Raw genomic sequence first — 19,129 nt, 5'->3', positions numbered from 1 at the left:
TTTCATTTCGCTAAACATATCTGCGGGAATTTCTGCATTTACAATACGTAGCGCTCGTTTTTCTCCACGACGATCTTTACTTCTCCTTCTTCGCCGCAGTAATATGAATTCGCCCGGATAGTATCCCGGCTCTCAACAATGCAATTCTCAATGTGCGTATTATCTCCAAGGTATACGTCATTAAGGATCACAGAGTTTTTGATCACACAGTTATTGCCTACAAATACATCTCTGAACAGAACAGAATTCTCCACGGTTCCATTGATAATACATCCGCTGGATATCAGACTGTTCTTCACAGTTGCTCCCGGATTATATTTTGCCGGTGGCACGTCTGCAATTTTGGTTTTGATCGCAGGCTCCTGCTTGAAGAAATAATTGCGGATCTCCGGTTTCAGAAAATCCATGTTTGTCTGGTAATAAGCCTCTGCAGTAGAGATGTTATTCCAGTAGGTATCGATCTTATATCCATAAATTCTCTTCAGATTCTTATATCGGATGAGAATATCATTTACAAAATCATGTCTTCCCTCCTGGGCGGCACGTTCGATCAGCTCGATCAGCTGTCTCCTGCGGATGACATAGATACCTGTAGACACTGTATTATAAGAAGAAACAATCGGTTTCTCCTCAAATTCCTCGATCCGGCAGTCCTCATTCATGCGGAGGACACCAAATCTCTCAACCTGACTCTGATCCTGGCATGTGGTACATACAACGGTAACGTCTGCACGTTTTGCAATATGATACTCCAGAACTTTATTGTAATCCAGCTTGTAGATTCCATCGCCGGAAGCAATTACAACATACGGTTCATGGCTGTTCTTAAGGAAAGTCAGATTCTGATAAATCGCATCAGCAGTTCCCTGATACCATAAACTGTTGTCTCTGGTAATGGTTGGCGTAAAAACATAAAGCCCTCCCTGCTTTCTTCCGAAATCCCACCATTTGGATGAGCTTAAATGCTCATTGAGGGAACGGGCATTATACTGTGTCAGCACAGCAACCTTCTGGATATGTGAATTCGCCATGTTACTGAGGGCAAAATCGATCGCGCGGTAGCTTCCTGCAATAGGCATCGCCGCAATCGCTCTTTTGTTTGATAATTCTCTCATACGGTTATTGTTACCGCCTGCCAAAATAATACCTATCGCTCTCATTCTTTCCCACCGTCCTTTGCTGCAATTACCTGGCCAGCTGCCAGCTCTCCGTCAGGGTAGTCTTCTTTCGTTGTAACGCCTGAGATGGCGGTATTCTTACCGATTTTAACATTATCCGGAATCACGCTGTTTTCTCCGATTGCCGCAAGGCCGAAGGAATATACGGCAGGTTTCAGAACATTCGGTGCTTCCTCACCACAACCGATCACAACATTGTTTCCTACAACAACGTCCTCTGCCACAATGGCTTTATCCATAACAACATTCTCACCAACAGATGTGTTCTTCATGATGATAGAATCACGGATCACACTGCCCTTGCCAATAACAACATTCGGACCGATTACTGAATTATGTACTTCACCGTAGATTTCGGTTCCCTCACCAATGATGCACTTATCCACAACTGCATCCTCGGAAATGTACTGCGGCGGAATCACATCCCCCTTGGTGTAAATCCTCCAGAATTCTTCATAAAGATTAAACTCCGGAATGATGTCGATCAGCTCCATATTTGCTTCCCAGTAAGAACCAAGTGTTCCAACATCTTTCCAGTAGCCATTGTACTCATAGGCAAAAAGACGCTGGCCTTTTTCCTTACAATACGGAAGAATATGTTTACCAAAATCACATCCGTTCTGATCTTTCAATGCGATCAGCGCATCCTTAAGAACCGGCCATGAGAAAATATAAATACCCATAGACGCAAGATTACTGCTTGGATGCTCCGGTTTCTCCTCAAACTCAGTAATACGGTTACTCTCATCAGTGACCATAATACCAAAACGGCTGGCTTCCTCGATCGGAACAGGCATACATGCAATGGTAATATCTGCCTTGTTCGCCTTGTGGAAATCCAGCATCACTTCGTAATCCATCTTATAAATATGGTCACCGGAAAGGATCAGTACGTAGTCTGGATTATACTGCTCCATATAAGCCAGATTCTGATAAATCGCATTGGCAGTTCCTGTATACCATTCACTGCTTGTACTCTTCTCATATGGAGGAAGGACTGTAACACCACCTTCATTGCGGTCCAGATCCCACGGAATACCAATCCCAATATGTGTATTCAGGCGGAGCGGCTGGTACTGTGTCAGCACACCCACCGTATCAATTCCCGAGTTAATACAATTGCTCAGTGGAAAATCGATGATACGATATTTACCACCAAAAGCGACTGCCGGCTTTGCAACCTTTTCTGTCAAAACTCCTAACCTGCTGCCTTGCCCACCGGCCAAGAGCATGGCAATCATCTCTTTCTTAATCATGCGATCACCTCTTGTATGTTATGATTATTTAATTATAGCATACTTTACCGTATTAGTGAACATTTTTTACAATTATTTTGATTGTGTTTTACTTTTTTTATCGCTATTGTATACCACGAATTGGTAAGACTTGTCGTTTTTTTCGTTCTTCTGGTAATTTTCAACATTTTTTGATATTATTTTCTGGTTACTTTTATATTCCACAGAGAAGCATTTTTTTAGCCAAAAGTACCACTTTTCAATTGTTTCTGTTGGCGTTATAATAAAGCAGACAAAAGAACCCCGAAAATAACATATATATAAGGAGATTATTATGTATCAGATAGACTTTCATAAACCGCTTCATATTCATTTTATCGGTATCGGCGGCATCAGCATGAGCGGCCTTGCCGAGATCCTTCTTGAGGAAAACTTCCGTATCTCCGGTTCCGATGCCAAAGCCAGTCCTCTTACACGTACACTCGAGGAACGTGGTGCCGTCATCTACTACGGACAGCGTGCAGCCAATATCAAAGATGATGTCGATGTGGTTGTCTACACAGCAGCGATCCATCCGGACAACCCGGAATTTGCCTGTGCAAAAGAAAAAGGGCTCCCAATGCTCACACGTGCGGAACTTCTCGGCCAGATCATGCGTAACTACGATACACCGATCGCCATTTCCGGTACCCACGGAAAAACCACCACAACTTCCATGGTTTCCCACATCCTTCTTGAGGGCGACTGTGACCCCACTATCAGTGTAGGCGGAATCCTTCCTGCCATCCACGGGAATATCCGTGTCGGCAACTCTGAAACTTTCGTCACAGAAGCATGTGAATATACCAACAGCTTCCTGAGCTTCTTCCCTAAGATCAGCGTGATCCTGAACATGGATGCCGACCATCTGGACTTCTTCAAGGATATTGACGATATCCGTCATTCCTTCCGGAAATTTGCTGAGCTTCTTCCGTCTGACGGAACTCTGATCATCAATGCTGATACACCGGAATACGAGACTATTACCCGTGGCCTTCCATGTCATGTTCTCACCTATGGTCTGGAGCATGAGGCAGATTATACAGCCGCAGATATCACCTGGGATAAATACGGACATCCTTCCTTCTCCGTTCTCTTCCAGGGCAAAAAAATCGGCAGCTATTACCTTCGTGTACCGGGCATCCACAATGTTTCCAACGCATTGGCTGCCATTGCCGTAGGACGCCTTCTGGATCTTCCGGATGAGGTAATTGTCAAAGGCCTCGGAAGCTTTACAGGCACAGACCGTCGTTTCCAGTACAAGGGAGAAATCGGCGGCGTTACCATCATTGATGACTACGCACATCATCCAACAGAAATCGAAGCTACCCTTCACGCAGCGAAGAATTATCCGCATCAGAAAGTATGGTGTGTATTCCAGCCTCATACCTACACACGTACCAAGGCTCTTCTTCCTGAATTTGCAAAAGCCCTGACTCTGGCTGACCACGTTGTACTGGCTGATATTTATGCCGCACGTGAAACAGACGATCTTGGTATTTCTTCCCAGGATCTCCAGAAACAAATCCAGGAACTTGGAACCCCCTGCGAATATTTTCCGACTTTTGATGAAATCGAGAGCTTCCTCTTAAAAAGTTGTGCACATGGTGATCTGTTGATAACTATGGGCGCCGGAGACGTTGTAAACATTGGAGAACACCTCCTCGGAAAATAGTTATCCACATTATCCACATGCTTATGCACATTCCAGACGTGCCTGGCATGTGGATTTTTTTGTGCATAACCCACTTGACATAATTCAACGGCCAAATTCCACAAATACCGCATTTTCCCTGTAAAATCGAGGTTTTTATTAGTTGCTGATAATTTTATCCTCAAGGTTATCCACATTTTCCACATTTTCCACATGCTAATTGGTGCACAACCTCTGTGAAAATAAACTATTCTCAAGTAAAAGTGGTTGTGCTATAATCCTTTTTAGCAAACGCGGACTTTTAAATACCACATGACCATTGAAGAAAACAAAGAAAGGGAGCTGCTGATCATGAGCCTGATTTCACTTCAGAATTCCTCTGAACTGGAGGTAACGATTCTTTCCAATCGTTTTATTGACAATTTCATGCCTCGCGCCAATGGAGAATTCGTGAAAGTATATATCTATCTTCTCCGGGCAGTATCTTCTTCTCCTTCTTCTTTCAGTCTGGAGCATATGGCGGATCGCCTTTTCTGCACAGAAAGGGATATTTTCCGTGCACTGAAATACTGGGAAGGTGAGAAAATACTCTCATTAACTTATACCACAGACCGACAGCTTTCCGGAATCACTTTACTGGAACCTTTTGCGGATGTCGGTCATATGGAAAGCAGTGCTTCCAGTGAGAACATTTTTTCCACCGCCGGAACTTCCTCATCGCCAGTTTCCGCCCAGATGGCAGCCGGCATTTCACAGCCTGTGGCTCTTACCGGTTCAGCCCCAAAAAATGTCTCCCTCAGTTCCAGTAATTCTGCTGTTTCCGGCGGTACTTCTTCAGAACTTTCAACCTCTGCGGACTACATCCGCAGCCTTACACCTGACCACATCAGCGAACTGAAACAGAATGAAGAGGTCAGTCAGCTGCTTTATATTGCCGAACAATATCTGGCCAAGACGCTGACTCCTACAGAAATGCAGAAGATTTTTTTCTTCTACGATGAGCTCCATATGTCCGCAGACCTTATTGAATATCTGGTGGAATACTGTGTTTCCAGGGGCCGCAAGAGCATGCGTTATATCGAAACTGTTGCCCTTGCCTGGACCAGGGACGGTGTCACTACAGTTGAAATGGCCCGTGATGCCAGCTCCCGTTTTTCCAAAGATTATTACACGATCCTGAAAGCAATGGGAATCAGTGGACGTAATCCTGTAGAAAATGAGATCAGTTACATCGATACCTGGCGTAAGACCTACGGCTTTGATCTGGAACTGATCCAGGAAGCCTGCAGCCGTACTGTTCTCTCCACCGGCCAGCCAAGTTTCCAGTATGCAGACAAAATACTTTCCGGTTGGAAAAAGAAAAACGTACATACGCTGGAAGATGTCCGGCTTCTGGATGCCGAACACAAGAAACGTCAGCTTGAGAAAGCAGTTTCCCGTAAGAAGCAGCCTGCGGCTCAGTCCCAGAGCAATAACCGCTTCAATAACTTTCACCAGCGTGATTATGATTTTACAGAATATGAGAAACGTCTTTTAAATAACCAGTAACAGAAACTGGAAGGAGCTTTTTATGCCTTTACAGAATTTTCAGTATGATACTATAATGAGAGAATACAGCCGCAGGCAGGCACAGAATCACCGGATTCTGGAGAAACGCACTGCCGAGGCCTACGGAAAGATCCCCCGCCTGAAGGAAATTGATGACGAGGTGGCTACATTAAGTGCTGATAAAGTACGGCGTCTCCTGAACAGAGAAGAAAAGGGTACCGCAGATCTGAAAGCCGCCATTCAGGAACTTTCCGATGAGCGCATCACCCTTCTTGTTGCCAACGGCTTCCCCGGAGATTATCTGGAGATGCCTTATACCTGTCCTGCCTGCCAGGACACCGGCTATATTGGCAGCAAAAAATGCACCTGTTTCAAGAAAGCCGAGATCGAACTGCTCTATGCACAGTCCAATCTGAACGAAATTCTCGAAAAAGAAAATTTTGACAGCTTTTCATTTGACTATTATTCTGCTACAATAAAAAACGAAGCCACAGGACTGTCTGCCCTGGAAACAGCCAGACGGGCCTATGATACTGCACAGCGTTTTGTGCAGAACTTCGACCATAAATTTGAAAACCTGTTTTTGTATGGCGATACCGGTGTTGGAAAAACTTTTCTTTCACACTGCATCGCACGGGAGCTTCTCAGATCCACACACTGCGTCCTGTACTTTTCAGCCTATGATCTTTTTGATATGATGGCTGCAAATTCTTTTTCCAGAAAAGATACCGGCACGGATGAGGAACTGATCTATGACTGTGATCTTCTGATCATTGATGACCTGGGAACGGAACTTACCAACAGTTTCGTATCCTCGCAGCTTTTTCTCTGTCTCAATGAACGGATCATGCGCAGGAAATCCACGATCATTTCCACGAATCTGACGCTCAAAAATTTCTCGGATACCTATTCCGAGAGAACATTTTCCCGAATTGCCAGCAACTATCAGATGATATCGCTGATCGGGAAAGACATCCGTATACAGAAAATATTTTTAGGAGGAAATTAAAATGGCACAGGTAACTACAAAAGATTTTTCCACACTCCCGGTAGGAAGACTTGGACTGATTCCCCTTCAGAGCTGCAGCTCATTAGGTGCGAAGGTGAACGATTGGCTGGTTAAATGGCGTGCCGAAAGACAGTATCCTGGAATGGATTCCTTCGCATTCGAGGGATACAAACGTGATTCTTACATCATCGATGCCAAGACTCCACGTTTCGGCTCCGGCGAAGGTAAATGTACCATCAATGAGTCTGTCCGCGGTGATGACATCTACGTTATGGTAGATGTAACTAACTATAGCTTGTCCTATCCGATCGGACCTTACACGAATCTTATGTCCCCGGATGATCATTTCCAGGATATGAAGCGTGTTATCGCCGCTGTCGGCGGAAAAGCCCGCAGAGTCAATGTGATCATGCCATATCTCTATGAGAGCCGCCAGGACAAACGTGTCGGAAGAGAGTCTCTTGACTGTGCCAATGCACTTCATGAGCTGATCGATATGGGTGTTGAGAATATCATTACCTTTGATGCACATGATTCCCGTGTACAGAACGCAACTCCTCTTCACGGATTTGAGACTGTACAGCCATCCTACCAGTTCATCAAGGCTCTTCTTAAAAATGAAAAGGGTCTCCACATCGACAAGGATCATTTCATGACGATCAGCCCGGACGAGGGAAGCATGAGCCGTGCAATCTATCTTGCCAACGTTCTGGGTGTTGATATGGGTATGTACTACAAACGTCTGGATTACTCAAAATATGTAAACGGCCGTCATCCGATCGCTGCATATGAATTCCTCGGACCGAAGATCGAAGGCAAGGATATGATCCTCATCGATGATATGATCTCTTCCGGTGATACAATCCTGAAAATCGCTTCTCTCCTGAAAGAGAAAGGTGCAGGTAAGGTTTACATCTGCTCTACATTCGGATTCTTCACAGACGGTCTTGATAAATTCGATGATGCTTACAAAAAAGGCTACTTCGACAAACTCCTCACTACCAACCTGGTTTACCAGGCACCGGAGCTTCTTGAGAAGCCATACTACATCAGCTGTGATATGAGCAAATACATCGCACTGATCATTGATACCCTGAATCATGATACTTCTGTCAGCCACCTCCTGAATCCGGTAGACAGAATTAAACGCTGTGTAGCAAACTACATGAGCCAGTATGAGAAATAAATAATAATTTACAGGCGGCTGCATTTTCAGGATCACAGACTGATTCGCTGGAAACGCAGCCGCTTTTTAACCAAATCAAGTAAGTCCCCTGTGGCTTTTACGAATATCCACCTGACTTCTGCATAAAAAAGCAAAGCGGATATTTATTCCCCGCTTTGCCATATATTCCATAAAATTTCATAAAAATCTACATGGGAAGTTTCTGATATGGAATTCCTTCCTTATCCAGGATCTCCATTTCTCTCTTGTGGCAGGTACTTATGATCACCTGTCGTTCTTCTTTGTGAAGCCAGCGAAGAGCTGCTGCAAGACGTTCTTCATCATACATCCCAAACACATCATCCAGGATCACCGGAAACGGTTCTTCTTTGCAGAAAAGTTCACCTGCCGCCATACGAAGGGCAAAATAGATCTGTTCAAGAGTACCTCTGCTCAGACGTTCAATGGAAACCGTCCTCTCTCCGGTATTCACAGACATATGTAATTCCTCATCCATCAGAACTTCCCGGTACTTTCCTCCCGTAATCTCACTTAAGATCTGTGAAGTGCGCTGTTTCAGGCGAACTCCCACCTGATCTGTAATATTCCCGGAAAGTGCCTCTATCGTTTCCATAGCCATATTTAAAGCCTGAATCTCTGTTTCTTCCGGAGTAAGTACCTCTGTATTCTCTTCACACTCCTGAAGTTCTGCCTGAAGATTGGAAAGTGCAGTATGTTTTTCTTCGTGATCACTGTCCAGACTGTTCCGGTTCCAGGTCAGCTCATCGTGTCTGGAAAGCCATCGTTCTCTCTGGCGTTCCCTCCTGTTCAGCTCCCTGCTCAGACGAACACGGAAGAACAGAGCAGCTACCGTTATCCCCGCTGTCAGCACACCGGTAAGGATACTCAGGATCAGCTGGCTGGAAAAAGCGGCCAGACATCCGGTTCCGGCAATACCTGCCAGCAATACAACTGCCAGAACCGCCCCGTTAAGCTCCCGTCGTCTTTTTACCCGATCGATCCGGAGTTCCAGAAGATCTTCGGTACTCTTATCTCTGGTTCCCATATTCATTCCATCCTGCTGCTGCGTGATCCTGTCTCTTTTTTCATCCAGCTCCCTGATTTCTTTACGGATATACTCTATATTTGCAGAAATTTTTTCTTTTTCTTTTTCGAGGTCTTTTTTACGGCGGGCCGCCTCTGTCAGATATCCTTTTCTGGACATTTTCAACATCTGCATGGCACGTCCCATATCAACAGAGCTGTCGCCGGTTCCCTGATAGCTGGCCATATAATTCTGCAATTCACGGACAAGATCCTTTCCGGTAACACTTTTCAGCTGTGCCACGGATACGGTATTATCATAGACCGCCTCACTTACATTTCCGAGAACAGACTCAAGAGCTCCCTGTTCCGCATCCACAAGGCTTCCGTCATCTTCACAGAGAAGTTCTCCCATTTTCTTTTCTTTATAAAAATTTCTTGTAAGGCGATAATTCTTTCCTTTACTTGTAAACCACATGATCCCACCATATTCGGCAGGATTTTCCCAGGGTTCATATTTCGTATAAGTATCATTCTGTGCAGCTTTGCCACGGAGTCTGCGGACACCGTAAAACATGGATCGTATAAATGTATGCGTCGTTGTCTTACCGCTCTCGTTTTCTCCGTAAAGCACATTGATCCCGGGAATAAGCTCCATATCCCTGTTCCGGATCTTCCCGAAATTTTTTATTTTCAAACGTCTGATAACCATCTTGCGCTATCCTCCCGTGCTGTCCCTTTTACCGCCTGCTTCCGGTTTCAAGCAATGCCTGAAGACCATAATACAGTGCCTTTTTTTCTACCGTATCCATTCTGCCCTTTGCGAGAAAATAGCCGATATAATCACCGATCAGCGTACCACTGTAGCGTTTATAAAGCTCTTCCAGATCATATGCAGGCCAGGACTCATCCACAACATCGGTAATATTACCCAGACTCTTTAATTTCTCCGGAATCAGCAGAAGATCCGGCGAACGCATTCCCTGCAGAATAATGCGGTAAATATTACGCCCTCCCCGGCGGAATATCTGAGATTTCACAGCCTCTTCCAGCGATATCTGTGTCGTCTCTTCATGAAGCGGCATCACAAGTTGCTGATAAGACCGGCAGGCAAAAGGTACAAATTCTGTGCGGATACGACCGTTTACTACCCGTCCCTCCATATATCCATGTTCTCCGGTATCATTTCTGTCTATCGGTTCCAGAGCTCCGGAAAAAGCAGCCTGATCGCGGATTAGGATCTGTGGCTTGTGAATGTGTCCCAGTGCCACATAATCAAAGCCTGCTGCTGCCAGGGAAGCTGCACTAAGCGGAATGTGTTTCTCATCTCCGCCATGTGCAAGAAGAATATGGATTCCCTCCTCCTGCACCGGTACCGCCTTGTCATACAGGCCTTCTCTGATCTCACGGTCGTAATAGCTGAGTCCATACACATAGACATCCAGCTCCGGGTCCTTGACACAGGTCAGTTCTCTGTTTTTGAAAAAAGTCACATTGGAATTCCACTCAAAAGTACGATAAAAAGAATCACGGCTGATAAAATCATGGTTTCCTGCCATAAGATACACTCTGGTATCCGGAATAGTAGAAAACAGATAATTCACTTCCTTAAGTTCTCTCATAAGCGGCTGACGGTGGAACAGATCTCCGGATATAAATAACAAATCCACCGGGTCTTCGCGGATACCCGCAATAACCCGGCGGAAAGTGCTCCAGATCTCTTCCTCCCGCTCTTTGCTCCATGGGCATCCCCTGTCAGGAACAGCTCCCAGATGCAAGTCTGCAAGATGAATAAATCTCATGATGTTCTCCCCTGTGTATCAGTTACACATAGTCAATACTTATTGTCAGTTCCTCTCTGAGGTCTGTGATCAAAGATCGCAGTTCTTTACAGTTCTCGGGAATGGAATTACGTCGCGGATGTTACCCATACCTGTAAGGTACATTACACATCTCTCAAAACCAAGACCAAATCCGGAATGACGTGTAGAACCATATTTACGGAGATCCAGATAGAAATCATAATCCTCCGGTTTCAGGCCAAGCTCGTCCATACGTGCTTTCAGCTTGCCATAGTCATCCTCTCTCTGGCTTCCTCCGATAATCTCTCCGATTCCCGGTACCAGGCAATCCATAGCAGCAACAGTCTTTCCATCCTCATTGAGTTTCATATAGAAGGCTTTGATTTCCTTCGGATAATCGGTAACAAATACCGGTCTCTTATAAATCTGCTCTGTCAGATAGCGCTCATGCTCTGTCTGAAGATCGCATCCCCAGAATACCTTGTAATCAAATTTGTCGTTGTTCTTCTCAAGGATCTCAACAGCTTCTGTATAAGTTACATGTGCGAATTCAGAATTAAGCACATGGTTCAGTCTGTCAAGAAGCCCCTTGTCCACGAAGGAATTGAAGAAGTTCATTTCCTCCGGTGCATTCTCAAGAACGTAACGGATCACATATTTCAGCATAGCCTCCGCAAGTTCCATGTCATCCTGAAGATCCGCAAACGCACACTCCGGCTCGATCATCCAGAACTCAGCAGCATGACGGGTTGTATTGGAGTTCTCTGCACGGAAAGTCGGTCCGAATGTATAAATATTACGAAATGCCTGTGCAAAAGTCTCACCATTCAGCTGTCCACTTACGGTAAGATTGGTCTCCTTTCCAAAGAAATCCTGTGAATAATCAACCTTTCCGTCTTCTGTCATCGGCATATTCGCAGGATCCAGTGTCGTTACCTGGAACATCTCTCCAGCACCCTCACAGTCACTTCCTGTGATCAGTGGTGTATGCACATAAACAAATCCTCTTTCCTGGAAGAATTTATGGATTGCATATGCACAGAGAGAACGCACACGGAATACAGCCTGGAAGGTGTTTGTTCTCGGTCTTAAATGTGTCATGGTTCTTAAATACTCAAGGCTGTGACGTTTCTTCTGCAGCGGATAATCCGGTGCGGAGCTACCCTCTACAAATACCTCTGTCGCCTGGATTTCAAATGGCTGCTTTGCCTGTGGGGTAGCTACCAGTGTACCTTTTACAATGATGGCTGCTCCAACGTTCAGCTTGGAAACCTCTGCGAAATTCTCCATGTTATCATGATATACGATCTGAAGAGTTTCAAAAAAGCTTCCATCATGGAGTACGATGAATCCAAAAGCCTTGGAATCACGAACGCTTCGTACCCATCCGCCTACCGTGATCTCTTTATCAAGATACTGCTCACGGTTTCTGTAAATTTCTTTCACTGTTGTCAGTTCCATAATCTATACCTCATTCCTCATATTCAGGATTACACGTCCCTGCGGACCTCCAAATGTCCGTATCGAATTAAGTATAGACTATTCTTATGGTTCGTGCAAGGAGTAATTGCCCTGATACACAGAAAAATCCCGCATACCGGAAGCAGTCCGGTACACGGGATCATATGCCTGATCAGTAGATTGATGCATCAATGCTTCCTGTGTTCAGATATGTGATACAGTAATAATAAATTCTCTTAAATGTTTTGGTCGTGTAATGCAGTCCGTCATCAGAAGCAGCATCCGTTCCGGAATAAGAGGAATTCGTTCCGTAGCCCTTCTTCATCAGTACACTGTAAGTATCAATATACTTATAATTCAGTGAAAGTCCGGAGTGGATCTTACTGTTAAACTCTCTTACCTGCGCTTCTGTACGTGCACCTTTTCCTGCTTTCGTGATCATAACACTGTTGATCGGATTGACAGACATGTAAAACAGTTTACAGTTTTTGCTCTTCAGTGTAGAAGCAATGTCGGACATATAACTGATGTAATTGCTGATGTTTGCCATGTCGTTGATGCCCAGATTGAAAACAACCGCAATCGGTTTGCTTCCTTTGGTTTTGTTGATTTCGTTTATAAGCTGAGTATATCCTGTGCTCTGAAACCAGCTAAGTCCCTGTCCGGCTTTTGCAATAAAAGAAACATCGCTGGTCACGGAACTGCTTACCTGTTTATTCAGAGTTGCCTTCATTCCTGCAGTACGGGAATCTCCTACGAAGATCACCTTACTGTACTTCATTCCAATGGCAGGTTTTGACATATTTGCAGAACTGATATCTTTTTCCATTGTACGGTTGAACACCGTTGCATAAAGGGTCGTAGTCTTGCTTATTTTAACCAGCTCTCCGGCTTCATAATCCGGCGATGTTGCAGATCCTGTACGTCTGGTTTTTGACCATCCCATGAATGTATAACCCGTTGCATTGGAAGCTGACGGAAGCTTCAGGTATCCGTCTTTACCAAGTGTTACTGTTTTCCATACGCTTCCATTTGCTTTACAGAGATTCACACTTACAGACTGCATCTGTACTGCATAGTACTTGATATTTCTACTGATCTTAATCTTTGTTCCAGCCTTCTTTGCAGTGGATGTCTTTCCATTTACTGTCGTAGACCATCCAAGGTTCACATAGCCCGATCTGGATGGCACTGTCGGGAGAGTATAATAAGTGCCCTCTTCTACTTTTTTCTGAAGTTTCCGATATGTGGAATTACTGCTTCCATTTCCCAGATAAAAGCTTACTGTATAATACCTGCTTTTTCTGCGGACTGCGTACAGATTCATATCCCTGGTGACTTTTACACTTGCTCCGGCTTTATATACCACTTTGGTACTGCCTTTCTGTGTCGTCCACCCAAGATTCTGATATCCGACTGCCTTCGGAACACTTGGAAGCTTAATCGTGGTATTTAATGTTACGTTTCTTGTCAACGCTGTATATGTTTTGCTTTTGCTGGTACCTGAATTATTATTAAACTTCACAGTATAGACCATTTTGGCTGCCGATACTTTCTGGGAAGCTGCCGGCATTATGATCAGTGCTGCTGCGAAAAGTGCCAGCAAAAGCCACTTCATGTAAAAGGCTTTTCCGGTTCTTTCTGTTTTTTTCATTTAAACAAACTCCTTCTGAAATCCATATCCAGTCCCGGTGTGCCTCCTTTTTTACAGAGTGCTGATAAATCTCATAAATGCATCCCTGCCCTCTGGTGTGCATTTATAAACACCGGCATCCTCCAGAACATGAACAAATACATTGCCCACCTCTTTGCGGAGAACATCCTGAATATTATCTTTGTCAAGTTTCTCGTATTTCGGCAGAAATTCTGCAACCCATGCAGCATGTTTCTCGATCTTTTCATTAGAAGCGATATCCTTGCCGCTCAAAATATACTCTTCCAGAAGTTCCAGTTCTTCTTTCAGACGTGCCGGAAGAACGGCCAGGCCCATAACTTCAATGAGACCAATATTTTCCTTCTTGATGTGATGGTAACATGCATGTGGATGATAAACGCCAAGCGGATTCTCTTCTGTTGTAATATTGTTTCGAAGTGTCAGATCCAGCTCAAAAGTATCTCCCACCTTACGTGCGATCGGCGTGATGGTATTATGAGGCTCACCGTCTGTCTCTGCAAAAACAAATGCAGCTTCGTCTGTATAGCCTCTCCAGTTTTCCAGCACATGTGTCGCCAGATCGATCAGTCTCTTCTCATCTTTACTCCGGATACGCAAAACAGAAAGCGGCCATTTCACGATACCGGCTTCTACATCTTCATATCCTGGAATCGTCACATGCTTCTCGATCTCAGCCTTCGCCATGGCAAATGTATAATGTCCGCCCTGGAAGTGATCATGGCTCAGGATAGAACCACCAACGATCGGAAGATCCGCATTGGAGCCAAGAAAATAATGCGGAAACAGTTTTACAAAATCAAACAGCTTGATAAACGTGTTTCTCTCGATCTTCATAGGTGTATGTTTACTGTTAAATACAATACAGTGTTCATTGTAATAAACATATGGGGAATACTGAAAGCCCCACGGACTGTCATTGATCGTGATCGGGATAATTCTGTGATTTTCTCTTGCCGGATGATTTACTCTTCCTGCGTAACCTTCATTCTCCGGACAAAGCAGACATTTCGGGTAACTACTGGATTTCACAAGTTTGGCAGCTGCGATGGCTTTCGGATCTTTTTCCGGTTTGGAAAGGTTGATGGTGATATCGATCTTACCATATTCACTGTCTACTGTCCACTTCTGATCTTTTTTTACACGGTAGCGTCTGATATAGTTGCTGTCCTGACTCAGTTTATAAAAATAATCCGTTGCTTTCTCCGGATCTTCTTTATAAGCATCCCAGAATTCTTTCTGCACCTGCGCCGGACGCGGCATCAGACAGTTCATAAGTTTTGTATCGAAGAGATCTCTGTATACAACGCTGTCCTCAATAATCCCTCTCTTTACAGCTTCATCCAGAAGCTCATCGAGAGTCGCCTCAAGATCAATTTTAGCATACTCTGTCTCGGGTTCTGTATATTCACTTTCCCCAAAGGCATCCAGAAGAAGATTCGTCGCATAGATTCTTTCACATTCTGGTGTTATTCCTGTCTCCACTCCATACTGCACCAGTTTTTTGATACTTTCACTTAACATTACATTTTCCCCTTTCCTGTCGCGCTTTTTCCAAAAAAGGACAAATACACCTGTCCTTTTCTGATTTATGCCAAACGGGTCTTCCCGATTTGTCATCTCTGCTGTTACCCCACGGCTTTTATCCGGCCATTTATCTGCGTCACTCTGTAACGTTTTCTATATAGGTCAGGAATACATTTCCCGCACTTTCAAATAATGCTGTACTGTCATTCATTCCATATGGGCTTGTCTGTCCTGTAGACGGGTCATAAAGATACGTATTATATTCATCATAGCCTACGATCACAACGCTGGAATTCTCTCCGGTTTTGGCCACTACCGGCCTCTGGGCGCTGACCTCATAAAGGACATTATCAAGACTGCATCCGGTCAGATCGATCACAGTTCCTGTATCTCCCAGTCCATCCTGAAGTTCCTTCTTCTTCCAGTTAGCTGTCAGGATCGTATCCGGTACATCTTCTATATCCATCTGGATCTTTGTCTTTTTATTTCCACGTTCCCAGACATACTGCTGAGCACGGTTCAGGACAACTCCGGTCTGATTATCCGCACGTTTTACGGCTGCTGCCGGATCTGTATAAATCCGGTCAAGAGATCCATATGCATAAACATAATAAAGTTCTCCCTGCGGAACAGTCGTATCCAGTGTCACCGGTGAATCTTCTGTACTCTCGATCTTGGAATAAACAAGCAGCGGGCTGTCCGTCTCCGGCTTCTGGGTCATGGTCAGGCGGATCAGTGTTCCTGCGCGGTTTGTAGTGATCAGAGCCACATCTACCTGACTTCCGGATGCCTTTTTGTTATTCATGATATTATCTTTTTTCTGGACTGTATAAGTATTTCCTGATTTTGCGGAAAGCTCAAATTCCATCATGGTACTTCCAACCGTCACATTTGTGACATAAAGGCCATCCTGATGATATTCTTTCTTTACTTTACCCTTAAAGCTCTCAATGCGGAATGTACTGAGTCCTTCTGTTTCATGTCCGTTGGCATCTGTAAGAATATCCTCATCAGAAAGGATTCCATATACCAGATCTTCATTCATAAATCCCAGAGTTCTCAGTTTCTGCCCGCTTTCCGGCAGGAGATCTCTTGTTTTCAGTGAATCAAACTCGATTTCTCTGATCTTTCCTTTATCATCTCCGGAAGTGATCAGCCATGCCGCATGTGCCTTGGTCTCAGATACTACAAAATAATTCTGTTTAATACCATCTTCCAGGATCTCAGAAGTTCCTGTTTCAATATCTACCTGATACAGCTTCTGTGCAAAAAGAAGAAACAGCTGATTATTTTTGTTTACATAAGTAAGTGTTCCGAGATCTTCCTTCAGGAATTCGTAGGATTCTGTGCTCGGTATGAAAACCTTTTCTTCCACTACATTACGGTCACTGTTGTAATGATAAACACAGACTCCGCTGTATCCTTCATGAACACCACGGTTCATATAACCATAAAGTACAAAATCCACATCTCCACTGTCTGACACGCGGATGATCTTAATATCATGTTCCGTTCTCACATATCTGGAATCATTATTTTCATCTTTACGGAAACTGAAGATCCTTGTGATCTTACCGCTGGACGGTGCATAAGACCAGAGATCACCATCCTGCTCAAAAACAACGATCTTTCCATCACTGTTAGACGCATAGGTGACATTTTTATTTCGGATTCCCAGAAGAAGTCCCGCATCGGAAACAACCGTCTGAGAAGGATCAAAAACTTTTGTTGCAGAACGCTTGAAGTCCAACAGCATGATCCTGGTCTCCGTATAACGCATACGATAAAATTCCGTAACATCATAAATTTCTGTTTTATCCTCATCATCCTGTGCAGAAACCTGATAATTCAAAGTAATACTTGCGGTTGTTTCGTTGATATCATCGATCAAAGGCACACCTTCCATATACATTTTGGGTGAAAGTGATCCCCAGCTGATATTGGAAAGGCCTGAAGAGATGGTAATATTATTGAAATTGGTTCCACTGGTCGTATCTTCTGCCTCCAGATATCCCGTCAGAGTATCTGCCTGCTCTTTATCCAGACATTTGGAGGAAAAATCTTTTACAAACTGCAAATACGCCTCTGTATTTAACTGCGTTCTGGAAACAACTCTTGTATAGTAATAAACTTCCCCCTCGCTGGTATCCAGCGTGATCTGAAGAGAATATTCCTGGTTCATACGAAGATCACTGCCAATTTCGATCTCTGTACTTAAATATCCGTTTTCTTCTTTGGTAAGATTCTTGATCTTACGGTTCTCCATAACCTTGCTTCCATCTGAAGTACGCACCTCATACGCAAGGCCTGTTACTGTATCTGTGTATGGATTGATCTCAAATGTCAGCTTTTTCGTCGTATCCAGAGGTGTAATACTGCCTCGCATGAAATCGGTCTGCATCTGCTGCCTGTATCCATACATTTTATTTGCCTGTGTACTTCCCAGCTTTACCATAACTTCCGGAAGCGTGGCGTCATTCATATCTGAACGGTTATCCGTAGACTGACTGTTCATCAGAAGTGATGTACAGGCCACTACTGCTACGAAGATCACCAGAAGTATAGCTCCTTTACGTAGGATCTTTTTCATGTCATTCTCCCTTCTGTGAGATCGACTCTTCCGGATAAAGAAGCCTGTCCAGTGTAGGATTTACATGAAGCGCCTTCATGGAATCCGCAAAACTTTCTCTGTTCTTTTTCTTTCCGGTTTTTACTGCGCGGATCAGGATATTCTTTGGTGTATGCTCCATATCAATAAACTCAAGAAGCTGTGTCTCATAGCCTTTACTTTCCAGAAGCTCTGCCCGCAGGCCATCTGTGATCAGCGCAGCCATACGTTCTTTCAAAATTCCGTAACGCATGATCGGCTGCAGCATTTCATTTTTGATCTGGCGGTTCAGTTCATGCTGGCAGCATGGAACAGACAGGATCACCTGTGCCCCCCATTCCACGGCTTTCGCCAGGGCAAAATCTGTTGCTGTATCACAGGCATGAAGTGTCACCACCATATCTACGGAAGAAACTCCTTCATAGCCGGCAATATCTCCCTGATAGAAATGCAGTTTATCATACCCATAAGATCTGGCAAGCTCGCTGCAGTGTCGGATCACATCTTCTTTAAGATCAAGGCCTATGATGTTCACATCAAAACCCTCAAGCTCTCTGAGATAATAATACATCGCAAATGTAAGATAGGACTTTCCACAGCCAAAATCCAGGATTGTAATCTCCCGGTCTTTCGGAAGTTTGGGAAGAATATCCCGAATAAATTCCAGAAAACGGTTGATCTGCCTGAATTTATCATATCGGGAAGCAACTATCTTTCCATCTTTTGTCATAACTCCCAGATCCACCAGAAACGGAGCTGCGGTTCCCTCTTTCAGAATATACTGTTTCACACGGTTATGCGGTGCGATTTTTACACTTTCATTCTGAACAGCTTTATGATTTTTTGTTTTAATCGTTGCCTTGCCTTTTTTGCTTATGAGGATGCTTCCATCCTGGCTGCGTCCGATTACCTGAAGCTGACGGAATTCTTCCATTGCCTGCTCCAGATAATCGATAATCTCTTCCCTTGAATAATTTTTATGGTAAACCTTCGTTCCCTCTGTCACAGACGCCTGGTAACAAAGTTTCCCTTTCAGTTCCACAGGACGAAGCTTCACCTTGGAAGGTCCCTCACCAGTCCTGCGGCCACTTACAACAGCCTGGATCAGCTGTTCATTGATCTGTTCTTCTAAAAATTCCCTTATTGTCTTCATCATACTTCCATTATATTCATTTTCGTTTTTCTTG

The 19,129-nt window shown here is 44.3% G+C and carries 13 protein-coding genes; 4 read left to right on the top strand and 9 right to left on the bottom strand.

Features of this window, described 5'->3' with window-relative positions; all coding sequences use genetic code 11:
• Positions 1-38: 38 nt before the first annotated feature.
• Together glgD and AC04Q6_RS11280 are read right to left on the bottom strand one after the other, a co-directional pair.
• Positions 39-1,160 carry a glucose-1-phosphate adenylyltransferase subunit GlgD gene (gene glgD / locus AC04Q6_RS11285; protein WP_118062376.1) on the bottom strand — a complete coding sequence of 374 codons (1,122 nt, stop codon included), beginning with the start codon at positions 1,158-1,160 and terminating at the stop codon, positions 39-41.
• Positions 1,157-2,434, bottom strand: coding sequence for a glucose-1-phosphate adenylyltransferase (locus AC04Q6_RS11280; RefSeq protein ID WP_118071288.1), 1,278 nt, complete (start codon positions 2,432-2,434; stop codon positions 1,157-1,159). Before AC04Q6_RS11280 ends, glgD begins: the two co-directional genes overlap by 4 nt.
• Positions 2,435-2,747: 313 nt before the next feature.
• On the opposite strand from AC04Q6_RS11280, the gene murC reads away from it, so the two are divergent.
• The 4 genes from murC to AC04Q6_RS11260 all read left to right on the top strand — a co-directional run bounded on the left by murC (position 2,748) and on the right by AC04Q6_RS11260 (position 7,849).
• On the top strand, positions 2,748-4,127 hold the full coding sequence (murC, locus tag AC04Q6_RS11275; RefSeq protein WP_119248095.1) for a UDP-N-acetylmuramate--L-alanine ligase: 1,380 nt from the start codon (positions 2,748-2,750) through the stop codon (positions 4,125-4,127).
• Between the two features lie 330 nt (positions 4,128-4,457).
• Complete coding sequence (locus AC04Q6_RS11270; RefSeq protein WP_119248107.1) at positions 4,458-5,654, top strand: DnaD domain protein; 1,197 nt, start codon at positions 4,458-4,460, stop codon at positions 5,652-5,654.
• A 22-nt stretch (positions 5,655-5,676) separates the two neighbouring features.
• On the top strand, positions 5,677-6,663 hold the full coding sequence (locus tag AC04Q6_RS11265; protein ID WP_021977385.1) for an ATP-binding protein: 987 nt from the start codon (positions 5,677-5,679) through the stop codon (positions 6,661-6,663).
• Position 6,664: 1 nt separating this feature from the next.
• On the top strand, positions 6,665-7,849 hold the full coding sequence (locus tag AC04Q6_RS11260) for a ribose-phosphate pyrophosphokinase (RefSeq protein WP_118071290.1): 1,185 nt from the start codon (positions 6,665-6,667) through the stop codon (positions 7,847-7,849).
• Positions 7,850-8,036: 187 nt separating this feature from the next.
• Here the strand turns inward: AC04Q6_RS11260 and AC04Q6_RS11255 are convergent, their stop codons facing one another.
• The 7 genes from AC04Q6_RS11255 to AC04Q6_RS11225 form a co-directional block, all read right to left on the bottom strand.
• Positions 8,037-9,584 carry an ATP-binding protein gene (locus AC04Q6_RS11255; RefSeq protein ID WP_021977383.1) on the bottom strand — a complete coding sequence of 516 codons (1,548 nt, stop codon included), beginning with the start codon at positions 9,582-9,584 and terminating at the stop codon, positions 8,037-8,039.
• Positions 9,585-9,612: 28 nt separating this feature from the next.
• The gene (locus tag AC04Q6_RS11250; RefSeq protein WP_021977382.1) at positions 9,613-10,674 is read right to left on the bottom strand and encodes a metallophosphoesterase family protein; all 1,062 of its coding nucleotides are present in this window, start codon (positions 10,672-10,674) and stop codon (positions 9,613-9,615) included.
• A gap of 69 nt (positions 10,675-10,743) precedes the next feature.
• The gene (gene asnS, locus AC04Q6_RS11245; protein ID WP_021977381.1) at positions 10,744-12,135 is read right to left on the bottom strand and encodes an asparagine--tRNA ligase; all 1,392 of its coding nucleotides are present in this window, start codon (positions 12,133-12,135) and stop codon (positions 10,744-10,746) included.
• Between the two features lie 172 nt (positions 12,136-12,307).
• On the bottom strand, positions 12,308-13,789 hold the full coding sequence (locus tag AC04Q6_RS11240) for an InlB B-repeat-containing protein (protein WP_119248094.1): 1,482 nt from the start codon (positions 13,787-13,789) through the stop codon (positions 12,308-12,310).
• A gap of 51 nt (positions 13,790-13,840) precedes the next feature.
• Positions 13,841-15,331, bottom strand: a complete 1,491-nt coding sequence (gene galT / locus AC04Q6_RS11235; RefSeq protein WP_118062406.1) for a UDP-glucose--hexose-1-phosphate uridylyltransferase — start codon at positions 15,329-15,331, stop codon at positions 13,841-13,843.
• 139 nt (positions 15,332-15,470) lie between these two features.
• Positions 15,471-17,924, bottom strand: a complete 2,454-nt coding sequence (locus AC04Q6_RS11230; RefSeq protein WP_021977377.1) for a hypothetical protein — start codon at positions 17,922-17,924, stop codon at positions 15,471-15,473.
• A 1-nt stretch (position 17,925) separates the two neighbouring features.
• Complete coding sequence (locus AC04Q6_RS11225) at positions 17,926-19,095, bottom strand: class I SAM-dependent methyltransferase (RefSeq protein ID WP_021977376.1); 1,170 nt, start codon at positions 19,093-19,095, stop codon at positions 17,926-17,928.
• Positions 19,096-19,129: the final 34 nt, after the last annotated feature.

This window comes from Blautia sp. HA9023, from assembly GCF_056504095.1.
This window is presented reverse-complemented; position numbering and strand designations above follow the sequence as displayed.